Here is a 17,727-nt window from a genome sequence, read left to right as displayed (position 1 = left end):
AACAGCAGCAAGAAGCAAAGTCTGTTATTGGCAGGGGGAGTGTCCATATGGAGCAGTACAGCGTATACCGGGATATTCAGGCAAGGACCGGAGGCGAAATTTATCTGGGAGTGGTAGGGCCGGTGCGGACCGGAAAGTCCACATTTATCAAACGGTTTATGGAGCAGATGGTACTGCCCGGTATCACCGATGAGCATCAGAAGAACCGGACCCGGGATGAACTGCCACAGAGCGCGGCAGGAAAGACCATCATGACCACGGAGCCCAAATTTGTTCCCAAGGAAGCGGCCCGCATTGATCTGGGAGAAGATACCGCGGTGAAGGTGCGGCTGGTGGACTGTGTGGGATTTATGACCGAAGGGGCCAGCGGACACATGGAGAATGAGAAGGAACGCCTGGTGAAGACACCCTGGTTTGAAGAAAGCATTCCCTTTACCATGGCGGCGGAGATTGGTACCAGAAAGGTGATCCGTGACCATTCCACGATCGGCCTTGTAATCACCACGGATGGCTCCTTTGGGGAACTGGAACGGCAGGCCTACATAAAACCGGAGGAAACGGCAGTCCGGGAGCTTCAGGAGATTGGAAAACCGTTTCTGGTGCTTTTAAACTCCAGCCGCCCGTATTCAGAGGAGACCAGGAATCTGGCCCGGGAACTGGAAACGAAATATGGGGTTTGTGTCATGCCGGTGAATTGTGAACAGCTAAAAACCGGGGATATTTACCAGATTTTAAAGCAGGTGCTGTTCGAATTTCCGGTGACGGAAGTAGACTTTCAGATCCCGAAGTGGCTGGAGATTCTTCCGGCGTCCCACTGGCTCAAACAGCAGGCCGTAAAAGCGGCACGCAATGCCATGAGCCACATCCGCCGGATGAAGGATCTTAAAGATTCCTGGAAGGACGAGGAAGCAGAGGCGGTAAGCAGCATGGAAACTGGCCGGATGAACCTGTCAGATGGAAAAGTCATGGTACGCATGCTGTTTGAGGACGGCTATTATTACCAGATTTTAAGTGATTTTTCCGGGCTTTCCATTGCGGATGAATACCAGCTGATGCAGCAGTTGAAGGATCTGGCGGCAAAAAAGTCCGAGTATGACAAGATTCAGAACGCGGTAGAGCAGGTAAGGGCCAGAGGCTACGGCGTAGTGACACCGGAGCGGTCGGAGATTGTTTTGGATGAGCCGGTGGTGATCCGCCACGGAAACCGCTATGGGGTCAAGATGAAGGCGGAAGCGCCGTCTATCAACCTGATCCGGGCCCAGATCCAGACAGAAATCGCACCCATTGTGGGGAGCGAGCAGCAGGCCCAGGATTTGATCTCCTATATGAAGGACAACGCAAACCGGGAAGAAAATGGAATCTGGGAGACGAATATTTTCGGAAAATCCATAGAACAAATTGTGGAAGATGGGATTCAGGCCAAAGTAAACCAGATGACAGAGGAGTGCCAGGCAAAGCTTCAGGACGCGCTCCAGAAGATCATCAACGACAGCAATGGTGGCCTGATCTGCATCATTATTTAAAATGTGTACCCTCGGACCCCGAGAGCACATACCTACAAAAGGAGGGTGCCATATGAGATTGGTTTTCAGCGGAGCGGCTCATGAGGTAACAGGAAGCTGCCATTATCTGGAAGTCGGGACCAGCAAGTTTCTGGTAGACTGTGGCATGGAGCAGGGTGTCAACATTTACGAGAATGTGGATCCGCCGGTGCCGTGGTCAGACATTCAGTTTGTGCTTGTGACACATTCACACATTGATCATGTGGGCATGCTGCCCTACATTTACGCGAGAGGTTTTAAGGGGCGTGTGATTGCAACTAATGCTACCTGTGACCTCTGCAACATCATGTTAAAGGATTCCGCGCACATCCAGGAGATGGACGCGGAATGGAAAAACAGGAAAGCAAGGCGTGCCGGACGACCGGAAGTACCGCCGTTATACGAGATGAACGACGCGCTGGGCGTACTGGAGCATTTTGAAGGGTATAACTACGACGAGATCGTGGAAGTAAACGATGAGGTTTCCATCCGGTTTACGGATATCGGCCATCTGCTTGGATCAGCCTCCATCGAAATCTGGATGAAGGAAGATGGTGTGGAGAAGAAAATCGTCTTTTCCGGTGATATCGGTAACTTCAATAAGCCGCTGATCCGGGATCCGATCTACACCAAAGAGGCAGACTACGCAGTCATGGAGTCTACTTATGGAGACCGGTTCCATCAGAAGGGTAAGGATCATATTTCCGAGCTGGTCCGGATCGTGCAGGAAACTCTGGACCGGGGCGGCAATGTAGTCATTCCGGCCTTTGCGGTAGGACGTACCCAGGAGCTTCTTTACTACTTCCGCCAGATCAAATCCCAGCATCTGATTCACGGCCATGATAATTTTGAGGTTTATGTGGATAGTCCGCTGGCGGTAGAGGCCACACATGTCTTTAAGGAAAATCAGGCAGAATGCTATGATGAGGAAACCAGGGAACTAGTAGAGGAGGGAATCAACCCGATCTCCTTCCCGGGTCTGAGGCTTTCCGTAACCAGCGACGAATCCATCAATATCAACTTTGATACGAAGCCAAAGGTAATCATTTCCGCGTCCGGCATGTGTGACGCGGGTCGTATCCGCCACCATTTAAAGCATAATCTGTGGCGGAAGGAGTGTACGGTGATTTTTGCCGGATATCAGGCAGTTGGAACCATTGGCCGCGCGCTGGTTGATGGAGCAAAAGAAGTGAAGCTCTTTGGTGAGAGCATAGATGTAGAAGCCCATATTGAGGTGCTTCATGACATCAGCGGTCATGCAGACCAGAATGGTCTTCTGACTTGGGCACTGGCTTTTGAAAAGAAGCCGCAGCAGTTCTTCGTGGTACATGGCAACGATGATGTCTGCGACCGCTTTGCGGAACTTTTAACAGAAAAGACCGGTGTGGCGGCAAAAGCACCCTATTCCGGCGCGGAGTTTGATCTCATCAAGGGAGTCTGGGTACGCGAGACTGCAGGAATTCCGATTCCGGCAAAGAGTGCTCCGGCGAAGAAGGCCAGTGGTGTCTTTGCACGGCTTCTGGTAGCAGGCGAGCGCCTGATGGGTGTCATCCGCAGAAACGAGGGCGGAGCCAACAAGGATCTGGCGAAATTTGCCGATCAGATCAATGCATTATGCGATAAATGGGACAGATAGGAGAATAGCAGATTATGTCAAAAGTACAGATTTACACCGATGGTTCAGCAAGAGGCAATCCGGATGGACCGGGAGGATACGGCGCAGTCCTGCATTTTACGGACAGCAAGGGACAGCTTCACGAAAAGGAGCTGTCTGCCGGATACAAAAAAACCACCAATAACCGGATGGAGCTGATGGCGGCCATCGTAGCGTTAGAGGCTTTAAACCGCCCCTGCGAGGTAGATTTGTACTCGGATTCCAAATACTTGACCGATGCCTTCAACCAGCACTGGATCGACAACTGGGTGAAAAATAACTGGAAGCGCGGTAAGAGCGGTCCGGTGAAAAATATTGACCTGTGGGAGCGTCTTTTGAAAGCAAAGGCCGCCCACCGGGTGAATTTCATCTGGGTAAAGGGCCATGCCGGCCATCCGCAGAATGAGCGGTGCGACCAGCTGGCCACCACGGCGGCAGATGGAAACAACCTTCTTACAGATGACGGCGTGGATGCCTGACCCGCGAATCGAATCTTATTAGCTGCAGAAACTGTTAAGGCTTTCTTACGATTATTTACTTCTTTTGAACTTATATTTTCATTTAGTCCTGTTTATGTTATGGTATGTTCAGTGAATCGGAATACGATCGGAACAATATCAGAATAGGCAGGACTGATTGATTTATGAAGCTAAAAGGAATCTGGGTAGCCATTGCAGTGATCTGTGTGGCAGGAATCGGAATTACAGATTATTCCGCACGACATCTGGCGGCTGGTGAGACACAGTATGTTTCGGAAGAGACTGTGGAAAAAAATGTATCCGGACAGGCTGCCGTGGTATCTGCGGTGACGGAAGCCGGGATGGCAGAGGCAACGAAAGCTGACGAAGGAGCCGGATCAGAGCAAGCCGCCGGGGCCGCTGGGAGTGACGGGATAAAGGAAACCGCCGGAGATGCTGGGGCAGCCGGAGTGCTTCAGAAAGCAGCAGGCGGAGAAGAAGCGGCGGGAGCATATGCGCTTTCGGAGCAGAGAATAGCCGCCGATTCCGGAGCAGAGCCGTTATTGGACAGCTCTGGAATTTTGGTTCAGGACGATATGCCGGAGAATAATGCAGATGCGCCAGGCGGAGCCAGAATCACCGCGGAAAAAGAAGAGACGCAGTCTGGAACAAAGACAGGCATTCTGGCACAGCTTGCCGAACTGGACGCCCAGGCGGAGGAACGCCGGAGTGCATCCGTCGACAACAGTGCCAACGCCATGAAGGCTGTGGCGGAGTCAGAACGGAAAATCTGGGAAAACAAGCTGCAGAGCATTCTGGAGATTTTGGAGCAGCAGCTATCCGGAGATGAAAAGACCGCGTTTTTCACAGAGCAGCGCAGCTGGGTCCGTGACCGGGAGAGTACGGCAGTGGCCAATTCCAAAAAACAGAGCGGAAGCATGCTGGAGGAACTGGAATACATCCGTTCCCTGCGGGATCTCACAAGAGAGCGGGTTTACGCGCTGGCTGAGCAGTATGAAAGCATTTTGGATGAAACAGAATAGAAAACAAAAAATCGGAAGCAGGCGGAAACGAAAATTGGTTTTCTGCCTGCTTTTTCCATTGGCAGAGTCTGTTAAGAACCTGACGTAGGGACTTGATAATTATGGGTTCCTATGGTAAGATACAAAGATGAATTGATTTTATTTCTGAACATAAGGAGGAAGTTATTATGGCAGCAATCGCAACAAGTCTGATTGGATATACCGTAAAAGCCGTTATTTTTGCAGCACTCGCATACGCGGGAATTATCTGTGGCAAGAAGTTCAGAGACAAGAAAGACGCAGAGCGCGCATAAGACGCGGTTCTGCAAAATCCAGCCGCTGCCTGCATATTGTGTGGACAGCGGTGATAATACGGAGGAAGTAGTAAAGTGAAGAAGTATGGAGTAAACGAACTGAGAAGAATGTTCCTGGAATTCTTTGAGAGCAAGGGACATCTGGCAATGAAGAGCTTTTCCCTGGTGCCGCATAACGACAACAGCCTGCTCCTCATCAACTCCGGTATGGCACCGTTAAAGCCTTATTTCACCGGACAGGAGATCCCGCCGAGAAGACGTGTGACCACCTGCCAGAAGTGTATTCGTACCGGTGATATCGAGAACATCGGTAAGACCGCCCGTCACGGCACCTTCTTTGAGATGCTGGGCAACTTCTCATTCGGTGATTATTTTAAGGATGAGGCAATCCACTGGTCCTGGGAGTTCTTAACCGAGGTTGTAGGACTGGAGAAAGACCGTCTGTATCCATCTGTTTACTTAGATGATGATGAAGCATTCAACATCTGGAATAAGGAAATTGGTGTTCCAGCGGAGAAAATCTTCCGCTTCGGCAAAGAGGACAACTTCTGGGAGCATGGCGCAGGTCCGTGCGGTCCATGTTCCGAGATCTACTATGACCGCGGTGAGAAGTACGGCTGCGGCAAGCCGGGCTGTACCGTTGGCTGTGAATGCGACCGTTACATCGAGGTATGGAACAACGTATTCACCCAGTTCGAGAACGATGGCCATGGCAATTACACGGAGTTAAAACAGAAGAACATCGATACCGGTATGGGTCTGGAACGTTTAGCTGTTGTAGTCCAGGATGTGGATTCCCTGTTTACCGTAGATACCAACAAGGCACTTCTGGATGAGGTCTGTGCCATGGCACACACTGAGTACCAGGTGGATCACAAGAAGGATGTTTCCCTGCGTATCATTGCTGATCATGTAAAGTCCTGTACCTTCATGATCTCCGATGGCATCATGCCGTCCAACGAGGGCCGCGGTTATGTTTTGCGCCGTCTGATCCGCCGTGCCGCACGTCATGGACGTCTGCTTGGCATTGAGGGCAGATTCATGCCGGAGCTCTCCAAGACAGTTATCGAGCTTTCCAAGGACGGATATCCGGAGCTGGAAGAGAAGAAGGCTATGATCTTAAAGGTTCTTGCGGAAGAGGAAGAGAAGTTCAACAAGACCATCGACCAGGGTCTTGCGATTCTTGCAGACATGGAGAGCGAGATGTCCGCAAAGAACGAGACTGTACTTTCTGGCGAGAATGCCTTCAAGCTGTACGATACCTACGGATTCCCGTTAGATTTAACCATCGAGATCCTGGAAGAGAAGAACCTGACCGTAGACGAGGAAGGCTTTCAGGCAGCTATGAAAGAGCAGCGTGAGAAGGCAAGAAAAGCACGTAAGACAACCAACTACATGGGTGCGGATGTAACCGTATACCAGTCCATCCCGGCTGAGATTACTTCCAAATTCGTTGGTTATGACAGACTGGAGCATGAGTCAAAGATCACGGTTCTGACTACCGATACTGAGATTGTAGAAGCTCTGACTGACGGCCAGCGCGGAACCATCGTTGTAGAGGAGACCCCATTCTACGGAACCATGGGCGGCCAGTGCGGAGATACAGGTGTCATCACCGGCACAAACAACGGTGTCTTTGTTGTAGAGGATACCATTCACTTACAGGGCGGCAAGATTGGCCATGTAGGACATATGACCAGCGGCATGCTGGCAGCAGGCGAGACAGTTACCTTAAAGGTAGATGAGGCATCCCGCCGTTCCACTGAGAAGAACCACAGCGCAACCCATCTGCTTCAGAAGGCACTGCGCAGCGTCCTCGGTGACCATGTAGAGCAGGCTGGTTCCCTGGTAACTCCGGACAGACTCCGTTTCGACTTTACCCATTTCTCCGCTATGACTCCGGAGGAGATCAAAAAGGTTGAGGAGCTGGTAAACCAGAAGATTCAGGAGAATCTGGATGTTGTAACACAGGAGATGAGTCTGGATGAAGCGAAGAAGACCGGCGCTATGGCGCTGTTTGGCGAAAAGTATGGTGAGAAGGTCCGTGTGGTTAAGATGGGCGATTTCTCTACCGAGCTTTGCGGCGGTACTCATGTCGCTAACACTGGCGCGGTTCATGCATTCAAGATTCTTTCTGAGGCAGGCATCGCAGCAGGTGTCCGCAGAATCGAGGCACTGACCGGCGACGGCCTTATGCGTTACTATGAGAATCTGGAGCAGGAGCTGGAGGATGCAGCAAAAGCAGCAAAGACCACTCCGGCAGACTTAAAGACCAAGATTGAATCCATGCTGGAGGAAATCAAGGCTCTGCACGCTGAGAACGACAAGTTAAAGAGCAAGCTGGCAAACGAGTCCCTTGGAGACGTTATGGACCAGGTTCGTGACGTGAAGGGCGTGAAGGTTCTGGCTGCGAAAGTAGCAGACGTAGACATGAACGGCCTGAGAGGTCTGGGCGACCAGTTAAAGGATAAGCTTGGCGAAGGCGTGATCGTTCTGGCCTCCGTTCAGGGCGACAAGGTCAACCTGATGGTAACCGCAACCGATGAGGCTCAGAAGAAGGGCGCTCATGCGGGCAACCTGGTCAAAGCAATTGCCGGCCTGGTTGGCGGCGGCGGCGGCGGTCGTCCGAACATGGCACAGGCAGGCGGTAAGAACCCGGCCGGTGTCGATGCAGCTCTGGAGAAAGCATACGAGACTGCAGCAGAGCAGATTCAGTAAAAACAAAAAAATACGAAAATCCGCAAAAAATCTTAAAAAAACAGTTGACGAATAGAGATTTTATGCTATAATCATACCAGTGCTATAAAATACCCAAACAGTTGTATTATGCACAAGTACACAACTGGAGGGAGGTTAGGTGTGAGCTATGTCAAACGTTATCGTTAAAGAGAACGAAAGTCTGGACAGCGCATTACGCAGATTTAAAAGAAACTGCGCAAAGGCTGGTATTCAGCAGGAGATTCGTAAGAGAGAGCATTACGAGAAACCAAGCGTAAGACGCAAGAAAAAGTCTGAAGCTGCAAGAAAACGCAAATTTAATTAAGTATTTCTGCAATCCCTGGTCTATGACCAGGGATTTTTTCGTATATTTTTATGTAAAAGGAAACGGGAGCGGTGTCATGCTGGAACACGCGAAACAGTCCGCGACGGAACAGTTAAAGCTTCCGGGCGATGTGATGCTGGGGGAAATTCTGTTATCCTTTTCCGGGAGATACTGTGTGACGGTAGAAAATTACCGGGGAATCCTGCTGTTTGAGGAGAACTGCATCCGGCTTCAGGGGAAAAACTGCAGGCTGCAGATCTGCGGACGCAGACTAAACATCGTGTACTATGACCGCGATTCCATGAAAATCTACGGACAGATTCAGAGCATGGAGTTTTGCTGAGGATCGACGGACAGGAATTTCCTGAATTAAAAATTTGGTATGATGCAGTGGAAACAACGGCGAATTTCGGATGGGCGATGCGTGGAAGCATGAAAAAGAAAACTGAAAGGCGGGAGACAGAGCATGCGGTGGCTGAAACAGCGTTACGCCGGATATGTGAGAGTACGGCTGACCGGCCGCTCGCCGGAACGCTTTTTTAACCTGTGCCGGGGCAGTGGGATTATGTTGTGGAATCTGTCCTGTGGAAACAAGGAGTATTGGTTTTCTATGATGCTGCCTGATTTTTACCGGATCCGTCCCTTTGTGAGGAAAGCAGGAGTGAAGGTCCGTGTGCAAGAAAAGCTGGGGCTGCCCTTTTTTTTATACCGGAACCGGAAACGAAAGCTGTTTGCCGCGGGGATGGCATCTTTTTTTCTGCTTTTGTTTGTTCTTTCCCGGTTTATCTGGAATATCAGCTTCTGCGGGAATCTGTATTTTACGGATGATACGCTGATGAGACAGCTCCGGGAGATTGGAATCTTATATGGAATGCCGAAATCCGGTGTGGATTGTGACCGGATTGAGGAGGAACTCAGGAGCCGCTGCCCCCGGATTGTATGGGTGTCCGCCCATGTTTCCGGGACCCGGCTGCAGATCCGGGTGCGGGAAAATGAGACAGCGGGTGGCATTCCTCTTCGGGAGGAAACACCACGGAATCTGGTGGCGGAAACGGCTGGAACGGTGGTATCTATTCTGGTGCGGGCTGGAAAAGCGGCAGTACAGCCGGGAGATGAGGTGGAAAAGGGGCAGGTTCTGGTAGAAGGGATGGTGCCGGTCACCGATGATTCCGGGGAGGTGGTCCGGACACTGTTTGTGCGGGCAGATGCAGATATCCGTCTGCGGACAACAAAGACTTACCGGGAGCAGGTTTCGCGATTCCAGAGAGTGCGCAGCTATACCGGAAAGAAACGGCAGGGCGTTCGCCTGCGGATTGGAAGTATGGACATTCTGGCAATGCTTCCGTTAACCGGAAAACAAAACTGGGAACTGACTGGAGTTTCCAGGCAGACAGTGTTGTTTGAGGATTTCTTTCTTCCGGTCTGGACGGAAATGATTACGGCCAGGGAGTATGAGAATGTAGAACGGAAGCGCACGAAAACAGAGTTAAATACCCTGACAAAAGCGGTTCATGAAAGAAAATTGCAAAAATTAACCGAAAAAGGGGTACAAATAATCGAAAATGATGTTAAAATATTAGATAACAGTACCGGCTGGACGATTTGCGGAAGCATGATCGTGGAGGAGAGTGCCGGAATCGGCCAAAAGCTAGAATCGTTCACAGGTAGAAATTTTCTGAACTGAAAATTTCGTATGATATAGTAAGGAGTAAACAATATAGAATGAGTGTAATTGAGACAATAATTGATATCCCGGCAGAGCATGAGAAAAATGTATGCGGACAATTTGACAGCTACTTAAAGAAAATCGAGCGGACACTGCACGTGACCATCGTGGCAAGAGACGGTGCCATTAAGCTGATCGGGCCGGAACTGATGATCCGCCGTGCCAAGAGCGTGTTTAACAATCTGGTGGAGCTGTCAAAACGCGGCAACGCCATCACCGAGCAGAATGTGGACTATGCGCTGTCCTTATGCTTTACTGAGTCAGACGATGCGATCCTTGAGATTGACAAAGATATCATCTGCCGTACCATCAACGGAAAACCGGTGAAGCCGAAAACCGTAGGACAGAAGCAGTATGTAGATACCATCCGAAAGAAGATGATCGTCTTCGGCATCGGACCGGCCGGAACCGGCAAGACGTATCTGGCTATGGCCATGGCGATTTCCGCATTCAAGAACGGCGATGTGAACCGCATCATTTTAACCCGTCCGGCTATTGAGGCGGGAGAGAAACTGGGCTTTCTGCCGGGTGACCTGCAGAGCAAGATCGACCCGTACCTGCGTCCGCTCTATGACGCCCTGTATCAGATCATGGGGGCGGAAAGTTTCCTGCACAATCAGGAAAAGGGGCTGATTGAGGTGGCACCGCTTGCGTATATGCGCGGACGTACCCTGGATAACGCCTATATCATTCTGGATGAGGCACAGAATACCACGCCGGCTCAGATGAAGATGTTTCTGACCCGTATTGGATTTGGCTCCAAGGTCATCATCACCGGTGATAAGACCCAGAAGGACCTGCCGGGCGGTGCGGTATCCGGCCTGGATGTGGCTATGAGAGTGCTTGGAAAGATTGATGATATCGGCTTTTGCAACCTGACCAGCAATGATGTGGTACGTCATCCGCTGGTTCAGAAGATCGTGCAGGCGTATGATGACTACGAGAAAAAGAATCCGGCCAAACAGCCGGCGAAGGAAAAAACGCACAGATTAAAAGAGTTCAGATATCACAGATAACGGAAACGATAAGACCATAACGATGCCGGGCCGAAAAAATATTGTCTGGCAGAAAGGCGGAATACACTATGACGATTAACATTGAATATGAGACAGACAAGCCTTTGGATGTGGACTATGAAAAGGTCGCAAACGACATCATCCCGGCAGCGCTGGACTATGAGAAATGTCCTTATGAGGCAGAGGTGAACCTGATCCTCACCGACAATGACGCGATTCAGGAAATCAACCGGGATTACCGCCAGATCGACCGTCCGACGGATGTGCTTTCCTTCCCAATGATTGACTTTGAGAAGGAATCCGATTTCAGCCATGTGGAGGAAGCAGTAGAGGATTATTTCAATCCGGAGACCGGAGAACTGATTCTGGGAGATATCATTGTTTCTGTGGAGAAGGTCATTGAGCAGGCAGAAAAGTATGGCCATTCCAGGGAACGGGAGCTGGCCTTCCTGATTGCCCACAGCATGCTGCATCTGTGCGGCTATGACCATATGGAGGACGCGGAACGCGAGGTAATGGAAACCCGACAGAGAGAGATACTGGCAGGAGAGGGCTATCATAGATGAGAAAAAACAAGGGGAAGAAATATGCGTTTGGGATAATGGCAGCATGGTGTCTTGCAGTGGGGGCTGCGGCACTGACCGGCTGCGGAGCAAAAGAAGCAGACAATAAGATTACGGTAGAATCGGCATCGGAAGCGCCGGAGACAAAGCCGATTGAGATTGAAACCGAGGCGCCGGAGACTGAAGCACCGGAGACAGAGGCTGCAGACCCGGATGAGCAGGAGCCAAGAGTGGAGAAAGACGGCATGATCCGCAGCTATCTCACGGGAGAGATGGTGCCGGTCTCCCAGGGCAACCGCCGTCCGTTGGCCATTATGATGAGCAACGACAAGGCTGCTCTGCCGCAGTACGGCATCAACCGGGCCGGAGTGGTTTATGAGGCACCGGTTGAGGCTACCATGAACCGCTATCTGGCGGTCATGGAGGATTACGATGACTTAACCCGCATTGGCTCCGTGCGCAGCTGCCGTACTTACTATGTGTATTTTGCCCGGGAGTTTGACGCCATCTATGCGCATTTCGGACAGAGTACATTTGCAAAGCCATATCTGAAGTTTGTTGATAACATCAACGGTATTGAGGGAGAGGGAAGCACCGCCTATTTCCGCTCCAAGGATAAAAAATCTCCGCACAACGCCTATGCAAGCTTTGGGGGCATTCAGCGCGCGATTGAGAAACTTGGCTACAGCCAGGAGTATGACGCGGACTATGACGGGCATTTCAAGTTTGCGAAGGAAGGCACCCAGGCGGTTATGCACGGGGCGGATGTGCGTGAGGCTTACAAGGTAACACCAGGTTACAAACTGAACAATCCGTGGTTTGAGTATCATGAGGATGATGGACTGTATTACCGTTTCCAGTACGGCGGACCGCATATGGGAAACGAGGGACAGATTGCGGTGAAGAACATCATCATTCAGTACTGTCCGGCGGCTTACTATGCGTCCACAGAGTACCGGAACATTAACGTACAGGCAGACACCTGGGGCTATTACATTTCCAATGGCCAGGTGGAGGATATCACCTGTGAGAAGGACGGAGAATTTGGCGTAACGCACTACTACGATGCGTCCGGTAACGAAATCACCTTAAATCCGGGGAAGACCTGGATCTGCATCTGCACCACCAACGATATGCAGCCGGCGAAAATTGAAGGAAAGTAAATAGCAGGCCCTGCTATGCGGCTGTGAAGACGGCAGTGATATCAAAACTGGATAAATTAAAAAAATAAGCAGATACTATACCTGGAGGGACTTTCCATGAAAAAGTATAGGATCTGTTTATTTTTGTTTCTGGGAGTCAGCCTGGTCTGTTTTCTGATCGGCTTTTTTGTGCAGCGGAGCAGGGAAAACAGCGGAGCCATGGGAACATCGGAAACCGCAATCGAGAGTGAGGCGGCACCGGAGACAGTGACAGAAGACCAGATGGCATCGAACAAGGATCATGTGCAGGCTGTAACAGAAGGGGGAGAAACGTATTATCTGGTAGCAGAAGATGGTGTACTTCTGGTGTTTTTAAAGGACCGGAAAACCATCTGCCTGTATACTCATGTGCCTCTGATGGATTTTCCACTGGCCGAGCGGACAAAACTGCGGGAAGGAATCTGGTTTTCTTCCATGGCGGAGGTGTTTAATTACCTGGAATCCTACACAAGCTGATCAGGCAGGAAATACAGGACTTATACAGGTTTTGTGCAGGATGTAAATTGTGCTTGAAAAGAAAAGGTAAACTGGATAAAATAGAATCCAAATGACTGAGGAAAATTACGGAGGAGAAACGTGAAGAAAAAAGTACTGATCATCGGAGGCGGGGCTTCCGGCCTGATGGCAGCCATCATGGCGGCCCGGGAAGGCGCAGAGGTGACTATTTTAGAGCATATGGACCGGGTGGGAAAGAAGATTTTATCCACGGGAAACGGACGGTGCAATATGACCAATCTGTCTTTGCGGCCAGAGCATTACCGGAGCAGCCAGAAGCTGTTTCCTATGAAGGTGCTGGACCGTTTTTCTGTCTGGGATACGCTGAACTTTTTTGACAGTATCGGCATTGTGACCAAGAACCGGAATGGCTATATTTACCCGAATTCGGACCAGGCGGCTTCCGTGCTGGACGCTCTGCGCTTTGAGACAGAGCATCTGGGTGTTCAGACGGTGCTTTCCTGCCACATCAAAAAGGCATGGAAGATGAAAAATGGCATGTTTACTGTAGAGAGTGACCAGGGCACGTTTAAAGTGGACAGCCTCATTCTGGCGGCTGGTTCCAAGGCAGCTCCGGTGTCCGGTTCCGACGGCAGCGGCTATGACCTGGCAAAATCCTTCGGGCATACCATCATCAAGCCGCTTCCGGCATTAGTACAGTTAAAATGCAAGGGGACGTTCTTTAAACAGCTGGCCGGCGTGCGCTGTGAGGCAGTGGTGCGGCTGATGAGTGACGGAAAAACTCTGGCAGCCGATGAAGGAGAGGTACAGTTGACGGATTATGGCATCTCTGGAATCCCCACCTTTCAGGTGAGCCGTTATGCGGCCTGTGCCCTGGATGAGGGAAGGCAGGTCAGCGCAGTGCTGGATTTCTTCCCCTCCAAAAGCATGGAGGATACCAGAAGCATGTTAAAACAGAGAAAGGCGGCACTGGGTTACCGGCCGTCCGGAGAGTTTTTAAATGGAGTTTTGAATAAGAAGCTGGCTGCGGTATTGTTAAAACAGGCGGGAATTCCAATGAACCTGACCTGTGACCGGTTAAAGGACGCTCAGCTGGATACATTGACCATGCAGCTGAAAAAATTTGAAGTGCCGGTCACTTCTACAAACAGCTTTGAGCAGGCCCAGGTCTGCTGTGGCGGAGTAGATACCAGGGATATTCGCCCGGATACTCTGGAATCCAAACTGGTGAAGGGGTTGTTCCTGGTGGGAGAGCTGACGGATGTAGATGGCATCTGCGGCGGCTATAACCTTCAGTGGGCCTGGAGTACTGGAGCTGTGGCTGGAAGAACGGCAGGGAGAAACTAAATTATGATACGATTAACACAGATCAAGCTTCCGGCAGATCACACGCCGGAGGCACTTACGAAAAAGGCGGCAAAGCTTTTGCGGGTTTCGCCGGAAGAAATAAAAGAGCTTTACATTCGGAAACGTTCTCTGGATGCAAGAAAGAAACCGGAGCTTTTTTACAGCTATACCATTGATGTTTCGGTGAAAAAAGAAGCTGAAATTTTACATAAAGTGAAAAGTCCCCAGGTAAATCTCTGTAAGGAAACGCGCTATCAGTTCCCGGAAGCGGGAGAGGAGCGTATGGGGGAACGCCCGGTCATCATTGGAACCGGCCCGGCGGGACTGTTTTGCGGACTGATGCTGGCGCGGCACGGCTATCGGCCCATTCTTTTAGAGCGGGGAAGTTCTGTGGAGGAACGTCAGAAAAAGGTAAATGCCTTCTGGCAGGGCGGTCCGCTGGATGTCCAGACCAATGTACAGTTTGGCGAGGGCGGAGCGGGCACATTTTCTGATGGAAAGCTGAATACCCTGGTGAAGGACCCCGTGGGGCGCGGAAAGCTGGTCCTGGAGCTTTTTATGGAGTTTGGCGCGGATCCTTCTATCTTATATGATCACAAACCTCATATCGGCACGGATGTACTGGCTGAGGTGGTAAAACATATGCGGGAGGAAATCAATCGTCTTGGCGGAAACGTGCGGTTTGATACTCAGGTGACAGATCTTCTGACAGAGGGCAGCCGGGTATGCGGTGTAAAAGTTTCGTTTGCAGACCCGCAGACAGGCAATCCGTTGGAAGAAGAAATCAAAAGCAGTGTGGTGGTGCTGGCCATTGGACACAGTGCGAGAGATACCTTTTCCATGCTGTTAGATCGTCAGATACCTATGGAACAGAAGGCGTTTGCGGTGGGACTGCGTATCCAGCATCCACAGAAGATGATCAATCTTTCCCAGTATGGACGGGAGGATGCCGGCACTCTTGGCGCAGCAAACTACAAGCTGACCAGACAGACAAAAAGCGGACGCGGCGTGTATAGCTTCTGTATGTGCCCGGGCGGCTATGTGGTGAACGCTTCTTCAGAAGAGGGGCGTCTGGCTGTAAATGGCATGAGTTATCATGACCGGGCCGGAGAGAACGCCAACAGCGCTCTGATCGTTACGGTCACGCCGGAGGATTTCCCGGAGAGCGGGCCTTTAAGCGGTGTGGCCTTCCAGCGAAAACTGGAGGAAGCAGCGTACCGGGCTGCGGGCGGAAAGATTCCAGTACAGCTTTACGGAGATTTTTGCAAGAATGCCATTAGTACAAAGCTGGGGGATGTGGTACCGCAGATGCGGGGCGGGTGGGCCTTTGGCGATGTCCGTTCCATTATGCCGGAGCCGCTGAATCTGGCACTGATTGAGGCCATGGAAGGATTCGGACACATGATTCACGGCTTTGACCGTCCGGATGCCGTCTTTGCAGGCATTGAGAGCCGGACATCTTCTCCGGTGCGTATCTGGCGAGATGAGCAGTTTGAGAGCGAGGTGCGGGGACTTTACCCTTGCGGAGAGGGCGCCGGCTATGCGGGAGGCATTACTTCCGCGGCCATGGATGGCGTGAAGGTGGCCGAGGCCATCGCAAGGCGTTACAGCCCGTGCAGGAATGATAAATAAAAGTACGCGGATGCAGCTTCGTGTGGCGGCATTCCGATAAGGAGCAGAATATGAACAGTTTCAGAGATAAACTGAAAGACAAAAAGCGGATCGTCATCAAGATCGGTTCTTCCTCCCTGACCCATGAAAAGACCGGAGAACTGAACCTTTTTAAGATTGAAAAACTGATTCGCGTGATCTGTGATCTGAAGGGAGAAGGAAAGGACGTAGTTCTGGTTTCTTCCGGTGCGATCGCAGCAGGAAGGCAGGCTCTGGGCGGCCAGAAACGTCCTCAGACCATTTCAGAAAAACAGGCTTACGCGGCGGTTGGTCAGGCACGCCTGATGATGGTGTACCAGCGTATCTTTTCTGAGTACAACCATATTGCGGCGCAGGTACTTCTGACGAAGGATACCATGACCAACGAAAATTCCAGGATGAATGCCCAGAATACCTTTGAGGAGCTTTTGCAGCTTGGGGCAGTACCGGTTGTCAATGAGAACGATACGGTTTCCACCCATGAGATCCAGTTCGGTGATAACGACCGGCTTTCTGCCATTGTGGCGGCCCTCATCGGCGCGGATCTTCTGATCCTCATGTCTGATATTGACGGGCTGTATTCCAAGGATCCACATAAGAATCCGGACGCGAGGTTTATCGGTCTGGTGGAAGAAATCACACCGGAGCTTATCGGTATGGGCGGCGGCTCCGGCAGTGATGTGGGGACCGGAGGCATGGCGGCCAAGCTGGCAGCAGCCCGGATTGCCACCGACAGCGGATCCGACATGATCATCTGTAACGCGGATGATGTGAATGTGATTCACGAACTGGTAAACGGGGAAGAGAAGGGAACCCTGTTTCTGGCGCATCCCAACCGGGATTTTGATTTGATGGATTACATTAATACGAAATATGAAATCTAAAAAGAGCAAAGGAGAATGAATATGGATCAGAGCAGTATCGACCGGATTAACACCCTCTATCACAAATCTCAGTCCGTTGGACTGACAGAAGAGGAGAAAGCAGAGCAGGCAAGACTCCGCAAAGAATATGTGGCAGCTATTAAAAATAATATGAGGGCACACTTAAACAACATTTCCATTAAGGAGAAAGACGGCAGTATTACCGATCTGGGCAAAAAATATGGCGGAATCAAAGACACTCAGTCTTAAAAAAGAAATCCGCAGACAGATCCGTACACTGCGGGCAGAACTTTTAAAGCCGGAATCCATTGGCAGGAAAGACATTATGGACCGGAAAATCCGGGAACAGGTGTTAACACTGCTTAACAGGCTGCGGATGGAAGAAAACATCCCGGACACGGTGTATCTTTACGCATCCTTTGGCGGCGAGGCAGATACCTTTGGGCTTATGGATGCGCTGTGGCAGCAGGGCTTATCGGTGGCTCTGCCGCGGGTAGCCGGGGACCGGATGGATTTTTATCTGGTACGTGGCCGGGAAGATTTGATTCCGGGCTTTCAGGATATTCAGGAACCGGCAGGATACTGCGCGAAAGCAGACTGCCCGCAGGCCGTGGTGATCACGCCGGGAACGGCCTTTACCCGGGAAGGCAAACGCATGGGATACGGCGGCGGCTTTTACGACCGTTTTTTCTCGGAGGAGCCGGAGCATAAGCGGGTCGCGGTCTGTTATCCGTTTCAGATATTCCCGGAGCTGCCAACGGAGGAACACGACAGGTGGATGGATGTTGTTCTGACCGGAGAGTGAGATAACAGAACAGTAGAAAATACAGTGAATGCCTGGTTATGGCATA

At 51.0% G+C, this 17,727-nt stretch carries 17 protein-coding genes and 1 pseudogene; all 18 read left to right on the top strand.

All coding sequences use genetic code 11. The features are described 5' to 3' along the window. Positions 1–47 precede the first annotated feature (47 nt). The 18 genes and pseudogenes from spoIVA to DWY84_RS09025 all read left to right on the top strand — a co-directional run bounded on the left by spoIVA (position 48) and on the right by DWY84_RS09025 (position 17,681). Positions 48–1,523: a stage IV sporulation protein A gene (spoIVA, locus tag DWY84_RS09105; RefSeq protein ID WP_118532566.1), complete on the top strand. Its 1,476-nt coding sequence runs from the start codon at positions 48–50 to the stop codon at positions 1,521–1,523. 52 nt (positions 1,524–1,575) lie between these two features. Continuing rightward, positions 1,576–3,177: an MBL fold metallo-hydrolase gene (locus DWY84_RS09100; RefSeq protein ID WP_118532564.1), complete on the top strand. Its 1,602-nt coding sequence runs from the start codon at positions 1,576–1,578 to the stop codon at positions 3,175–3,177. Between the two features lie 14 nt (positions 3,178–3,191). After that, entirely contained in the window at positions 3,192–3,674 is a 483-nt protein-coding gene (rnhA, locus tag DWY84_RS09095) for a ribonuclease HI (protein WP_118532562.1), read from the top strand. A 164-nt stretch (positions 3,675–3,838) separates the two neighbouring features. Continuing rightward, positions 3,839–4,696, top strand: a complete 858-nt coding sequence (locus tag DWY84_RS09090) for a lysozyme inhibitor LprI family protein (RefSeq protein WP_118532560.1) — start codon at positions 3,839–3,841, stop codon at positions 4,694–4,696. 167 nt (positions 4,697–4,863) lie between these two features. Then, on the top strand, positions 4,864–4,989 hold the full coding sequence (locus DWY84_RS17960) for a hypothetical protein (RefSeq protein WP_279220325.1): 126 nt from the start codon (positions 4,864–4,866) through the stop codon (positions 4,987–4,989). A 108-nt stretch (positions 4,990–5,097) separates the two neighbouring features. Continuing rightward, on the top strand, positions 5,098–7,707 hold the full coding sequence (alaS, locus tag DWY84_RS09085) for an alanine--tRNA ligase (protein WP_243024812.1): 2,610 nt from the start codon (positions 5,098–5,100) through the stop codon (positions 7,705–7,707). Positions 7,708–7,855: 148 nt separating this feature from the next. Further along, positions 7,856–8,032 carry a 30S ribosomal protein S21 gene (rpsU, locus tag DWY84_RS09080; protein ID WP_005539624.1) on the top strand — a complete coding sequence of 59 codons (177 nt, stop codon included), beginning with the start codon at positions 7,856–7,858 and terminating at the stop codon, positions 8,030–8,032. Positions 8,033–8,108: 76 nt separating this feature from the next. Beyond that, a complete protein-coding gene (locus DWY84_RS09075; protein ID WP_118532666.1) occupies positions 8,109–8,375 on the top strand; it encodes a YabP/YqfC family sporulation protein in 267 nt (88 codons plus the stop codon). Between the two features lie 123 nt (positions 8,376–8,498). Further along, on the top strand, positions 8,499–9,716 hold the full coding sequence (locus tag DWY84_RS09070) for a sporulation protein YqfD (protein ID WP_118532556.1): 1,218 nt from the start codon (positions 8,499–8,501) through the stop codon (positions 9,714–9,716). A 38-nt stretch (positions 9,717–9,754) separates the two neighbouring features. Beyond that, entirely contained in the window at positions 9,755–10,774 is a 1,020-nt protein-coding gene (locus DWY84_RS09065) for a PhoH family protein (protein ID WP_118532554.1), read from the top strand. 68 nt (positions 10,775–10,842) lie between these two features. After that, complete coding sequence (ybeY, locus tag DWY84_RS09060) at positions 10,843–11,340, top strand: rRNA maturation RNase YbeY (protein WP_118532552.1); 498 nt, start codon at positions 10,843–10,845, stop codon at positions 11,338–11,340. Then, positions 11,337–12,500 (top strand): DUF3048 domain-containing protein, encoded by a 1,164-nt coding sequence (locus DWY84_RS09055; protein ID WP_243024809.1) that lies wholly within the window; start codon positions 11,337–11,339, stop codon positions 12,498–12,500. Before ybeY ends, DWY84_RS09055 begins: the two co-directional genes overlap by 4 nt. Before the next feature lie 96 nt (positions 12,501–12,596). Next, complete coding sequence (locus DWY84_RS09050) at positions 12,597–12,995, top strand: hypothetical protein (RefSeq protein WP_118532550.1); 399 nt, start codon at positions 12,597–12,599, stop codon at positions 12,993–12,995. Between the two features lie 114 nt (positions 12,996–13,109). Next, a pseudogene (locus DWY84_RS09045) lies at positions 13,110–14,342 on the top strand (NAD(P)/FAD-dependent oxidoreductase); the annotation flags it as partial. A 3-nt stretch (positions 14,343–14,345) separates the two neighbouring features. Next, positions 14,346–15,974, top strand: coding sequence for an FAD-dependent protein (locus DWY84_RS09040; protein ID WP_118532546.1), 1,629 nt, complete (start codon positions 14,346–14,348; stop codon positions 15,972–15,974). A 50-nt stretch (positions 15,975–16,024) separates the two neighbouring features. Next, positions 16,025–16,876: a glutamate 5-kinase gene (gene proB, locus DWY84_RS09035; protein WP_118532544.1), complete on the top strand. Its 852-nt coding sequence runs from the start codon at positions 16,025–16,027 to the stop codon at positions 16,874–16,876. A gap of 21 nt (positions 16,877–16,897) precedes the next feature. Next, positions 16,898–17,125: a DUF896 domain-containing protein gene (locus DWY84_RS09030; protein WP_118532542.1), complete on the top strand. Its 228-nt coding sequence runs from the start codon at positions 16,898–16,900 to the stop codon at positions 17,123–17,125. Next, entirely contained in the window at positions 17,097–17,681 is a 585-nt protein-coding gene (locus tag DWY84_RS09025) for a 5-formyltetrahydrofolate cyclo-ligase (RefSeq protein ID WP_118532540.1), read from the top strand. Before DWY84_RS09030 ends, DWY84_RS09025 begins: the two co-directional genes overlap by 29 nt. The last annotated feature ends 46 nt before the right edge of the window (positions 17,682–17,727 follow it).

The organism is Clostridium sp. AF27-2AA, assembly GCF_003478505.1.
In the GTDB taxonomy this organism is placed as follows: Bacteria; Bacillota; Clostridia; order Lachnospirales; family Lachnospiraceae; genus Brotaphodocola.
Note: the sequence above shows the minus strand (reverse complement) of the source record. Positions and strands in the feature narration are given on the sequence as shown.

Excerpts from the sequence above, each read along its gene's own strand:
- spoIVA (WP_118532566.1), top strand. The coding sequence starts at position 48 with ATGGAGCAGTACAGCGTATACCGGGATATTCAGGCAAGGACCGGAGGC.
- DWY84_RS09100 (WP_118532564.1), top strand. The coding sequence starts at position 1,576 with ATGAGATTGGTTTTCAGCGGAGCGGCTCATGAGGTAACAGGAAGCTGC.
- rnhA (WP_118532562.1), top strand. The coding sequence starts at position 3,192 with ATGTCAAAAGTACAGATTTACACCGATGGTTCAGCAAGAGGCAATCCG.
- DWY84_RS09090 (WP_118532560.1), top strand. The coding sequence starts at position 3,839 with ATGAAGCTAAAAGGAATCTGGGTAGCCATTGCAGTGATCTGTGTGGCA.
- DWY84_RS17960 (WP_279220325.1), top strand. The coding sequence starts at position 4,864 with ATGGCAGCAATCGCAACAAGTCTGATTGGATATACCGTAAAAGCCGTT.
- alaS (WP_243024812.1), top strand. The coding sequence starts at position 5,098 with ATGTTCCTGGAATTCTTTGAGAGCAAGGGACATCTGGCAATGAAGAGC.
- rpsU (WP_005539624.1), top strand. The coding sequence starts at position 7,856 with ATGTCAAACGTTATCGTTAAAGAGAACGAAAGTCTGGACAGCGCATTA.
- DWY84_RS09075 (WP_118532666.1), top strand. The coding sequence starts at position 8,109 with ATGCTGGAACACGCGAAACAGTCCGCGACGGAACAGTTAAAGCTTCCG.
- DWY84_RS09070 (WP_118532556.1), top strand. The coding sequence starts at position 8,499 with ATGCGGTGGCTGAAACAGCGTTACGCCGGATATGTGAGAGTACGGCTG.
- DWY84_RS09065 (WP_118532554.1), top strand. The coding sequence starts at position 9,755 with ATGAGTGTAATTGAGACAATAATTGATATCCCGGCAGAGCATGAGAAA.
- ybeY (WP_118532552.1), top strand. The coding sequence starts at position 10,843 with ATGACGATTAACATTGAATATGAGACAGACAAGCCTTTGGATGTGGAC.
- DWY84_RS09055 (WP_243024809.1), top strand. The coding sequence starts at position 11,337 with ATGAGAAAAAACAAGGGGAAGAAATATGCGTTTGGGATAATGGCAGCA.
- DWY84_RS09050 (WP_118532550.1), top strand. The coding sequence starts at position 12,597 with ATGAAAAAGTATAGGATCTGTTTATTTTTGTTTCTGGGAGTCAGCCTG.
- DWY84_RS09040 (WP_118532546.1), top strand. The coding sequence starts at position 14,346 with ATGATACGATTAACACAGATCAAGCTTCCGGCAGATCACACGCCGGAG.
- proB (WP_118532544.1), top strand. The coding sequence starts at position 16,025 with ATGAACAGTTTCAGAGATAAACTGAAAGACAAAAAGCGGATCGTCATC.
- DWY84_RS09030 (WP_118532542.1), top strand. The coding sequence starts at position 16,898 with ATGGATCAGAGCAGTATCGACCGGATTAACACCCTCTATCACAAATCT.
- DWY84_RS09025 (WP_118532540.1), top strand. The coding sequence starts at position 17,097 with ATGGCGGAATCAAAGACACTCAGTCTTAAAAAAGAAATCCGCAGACAG.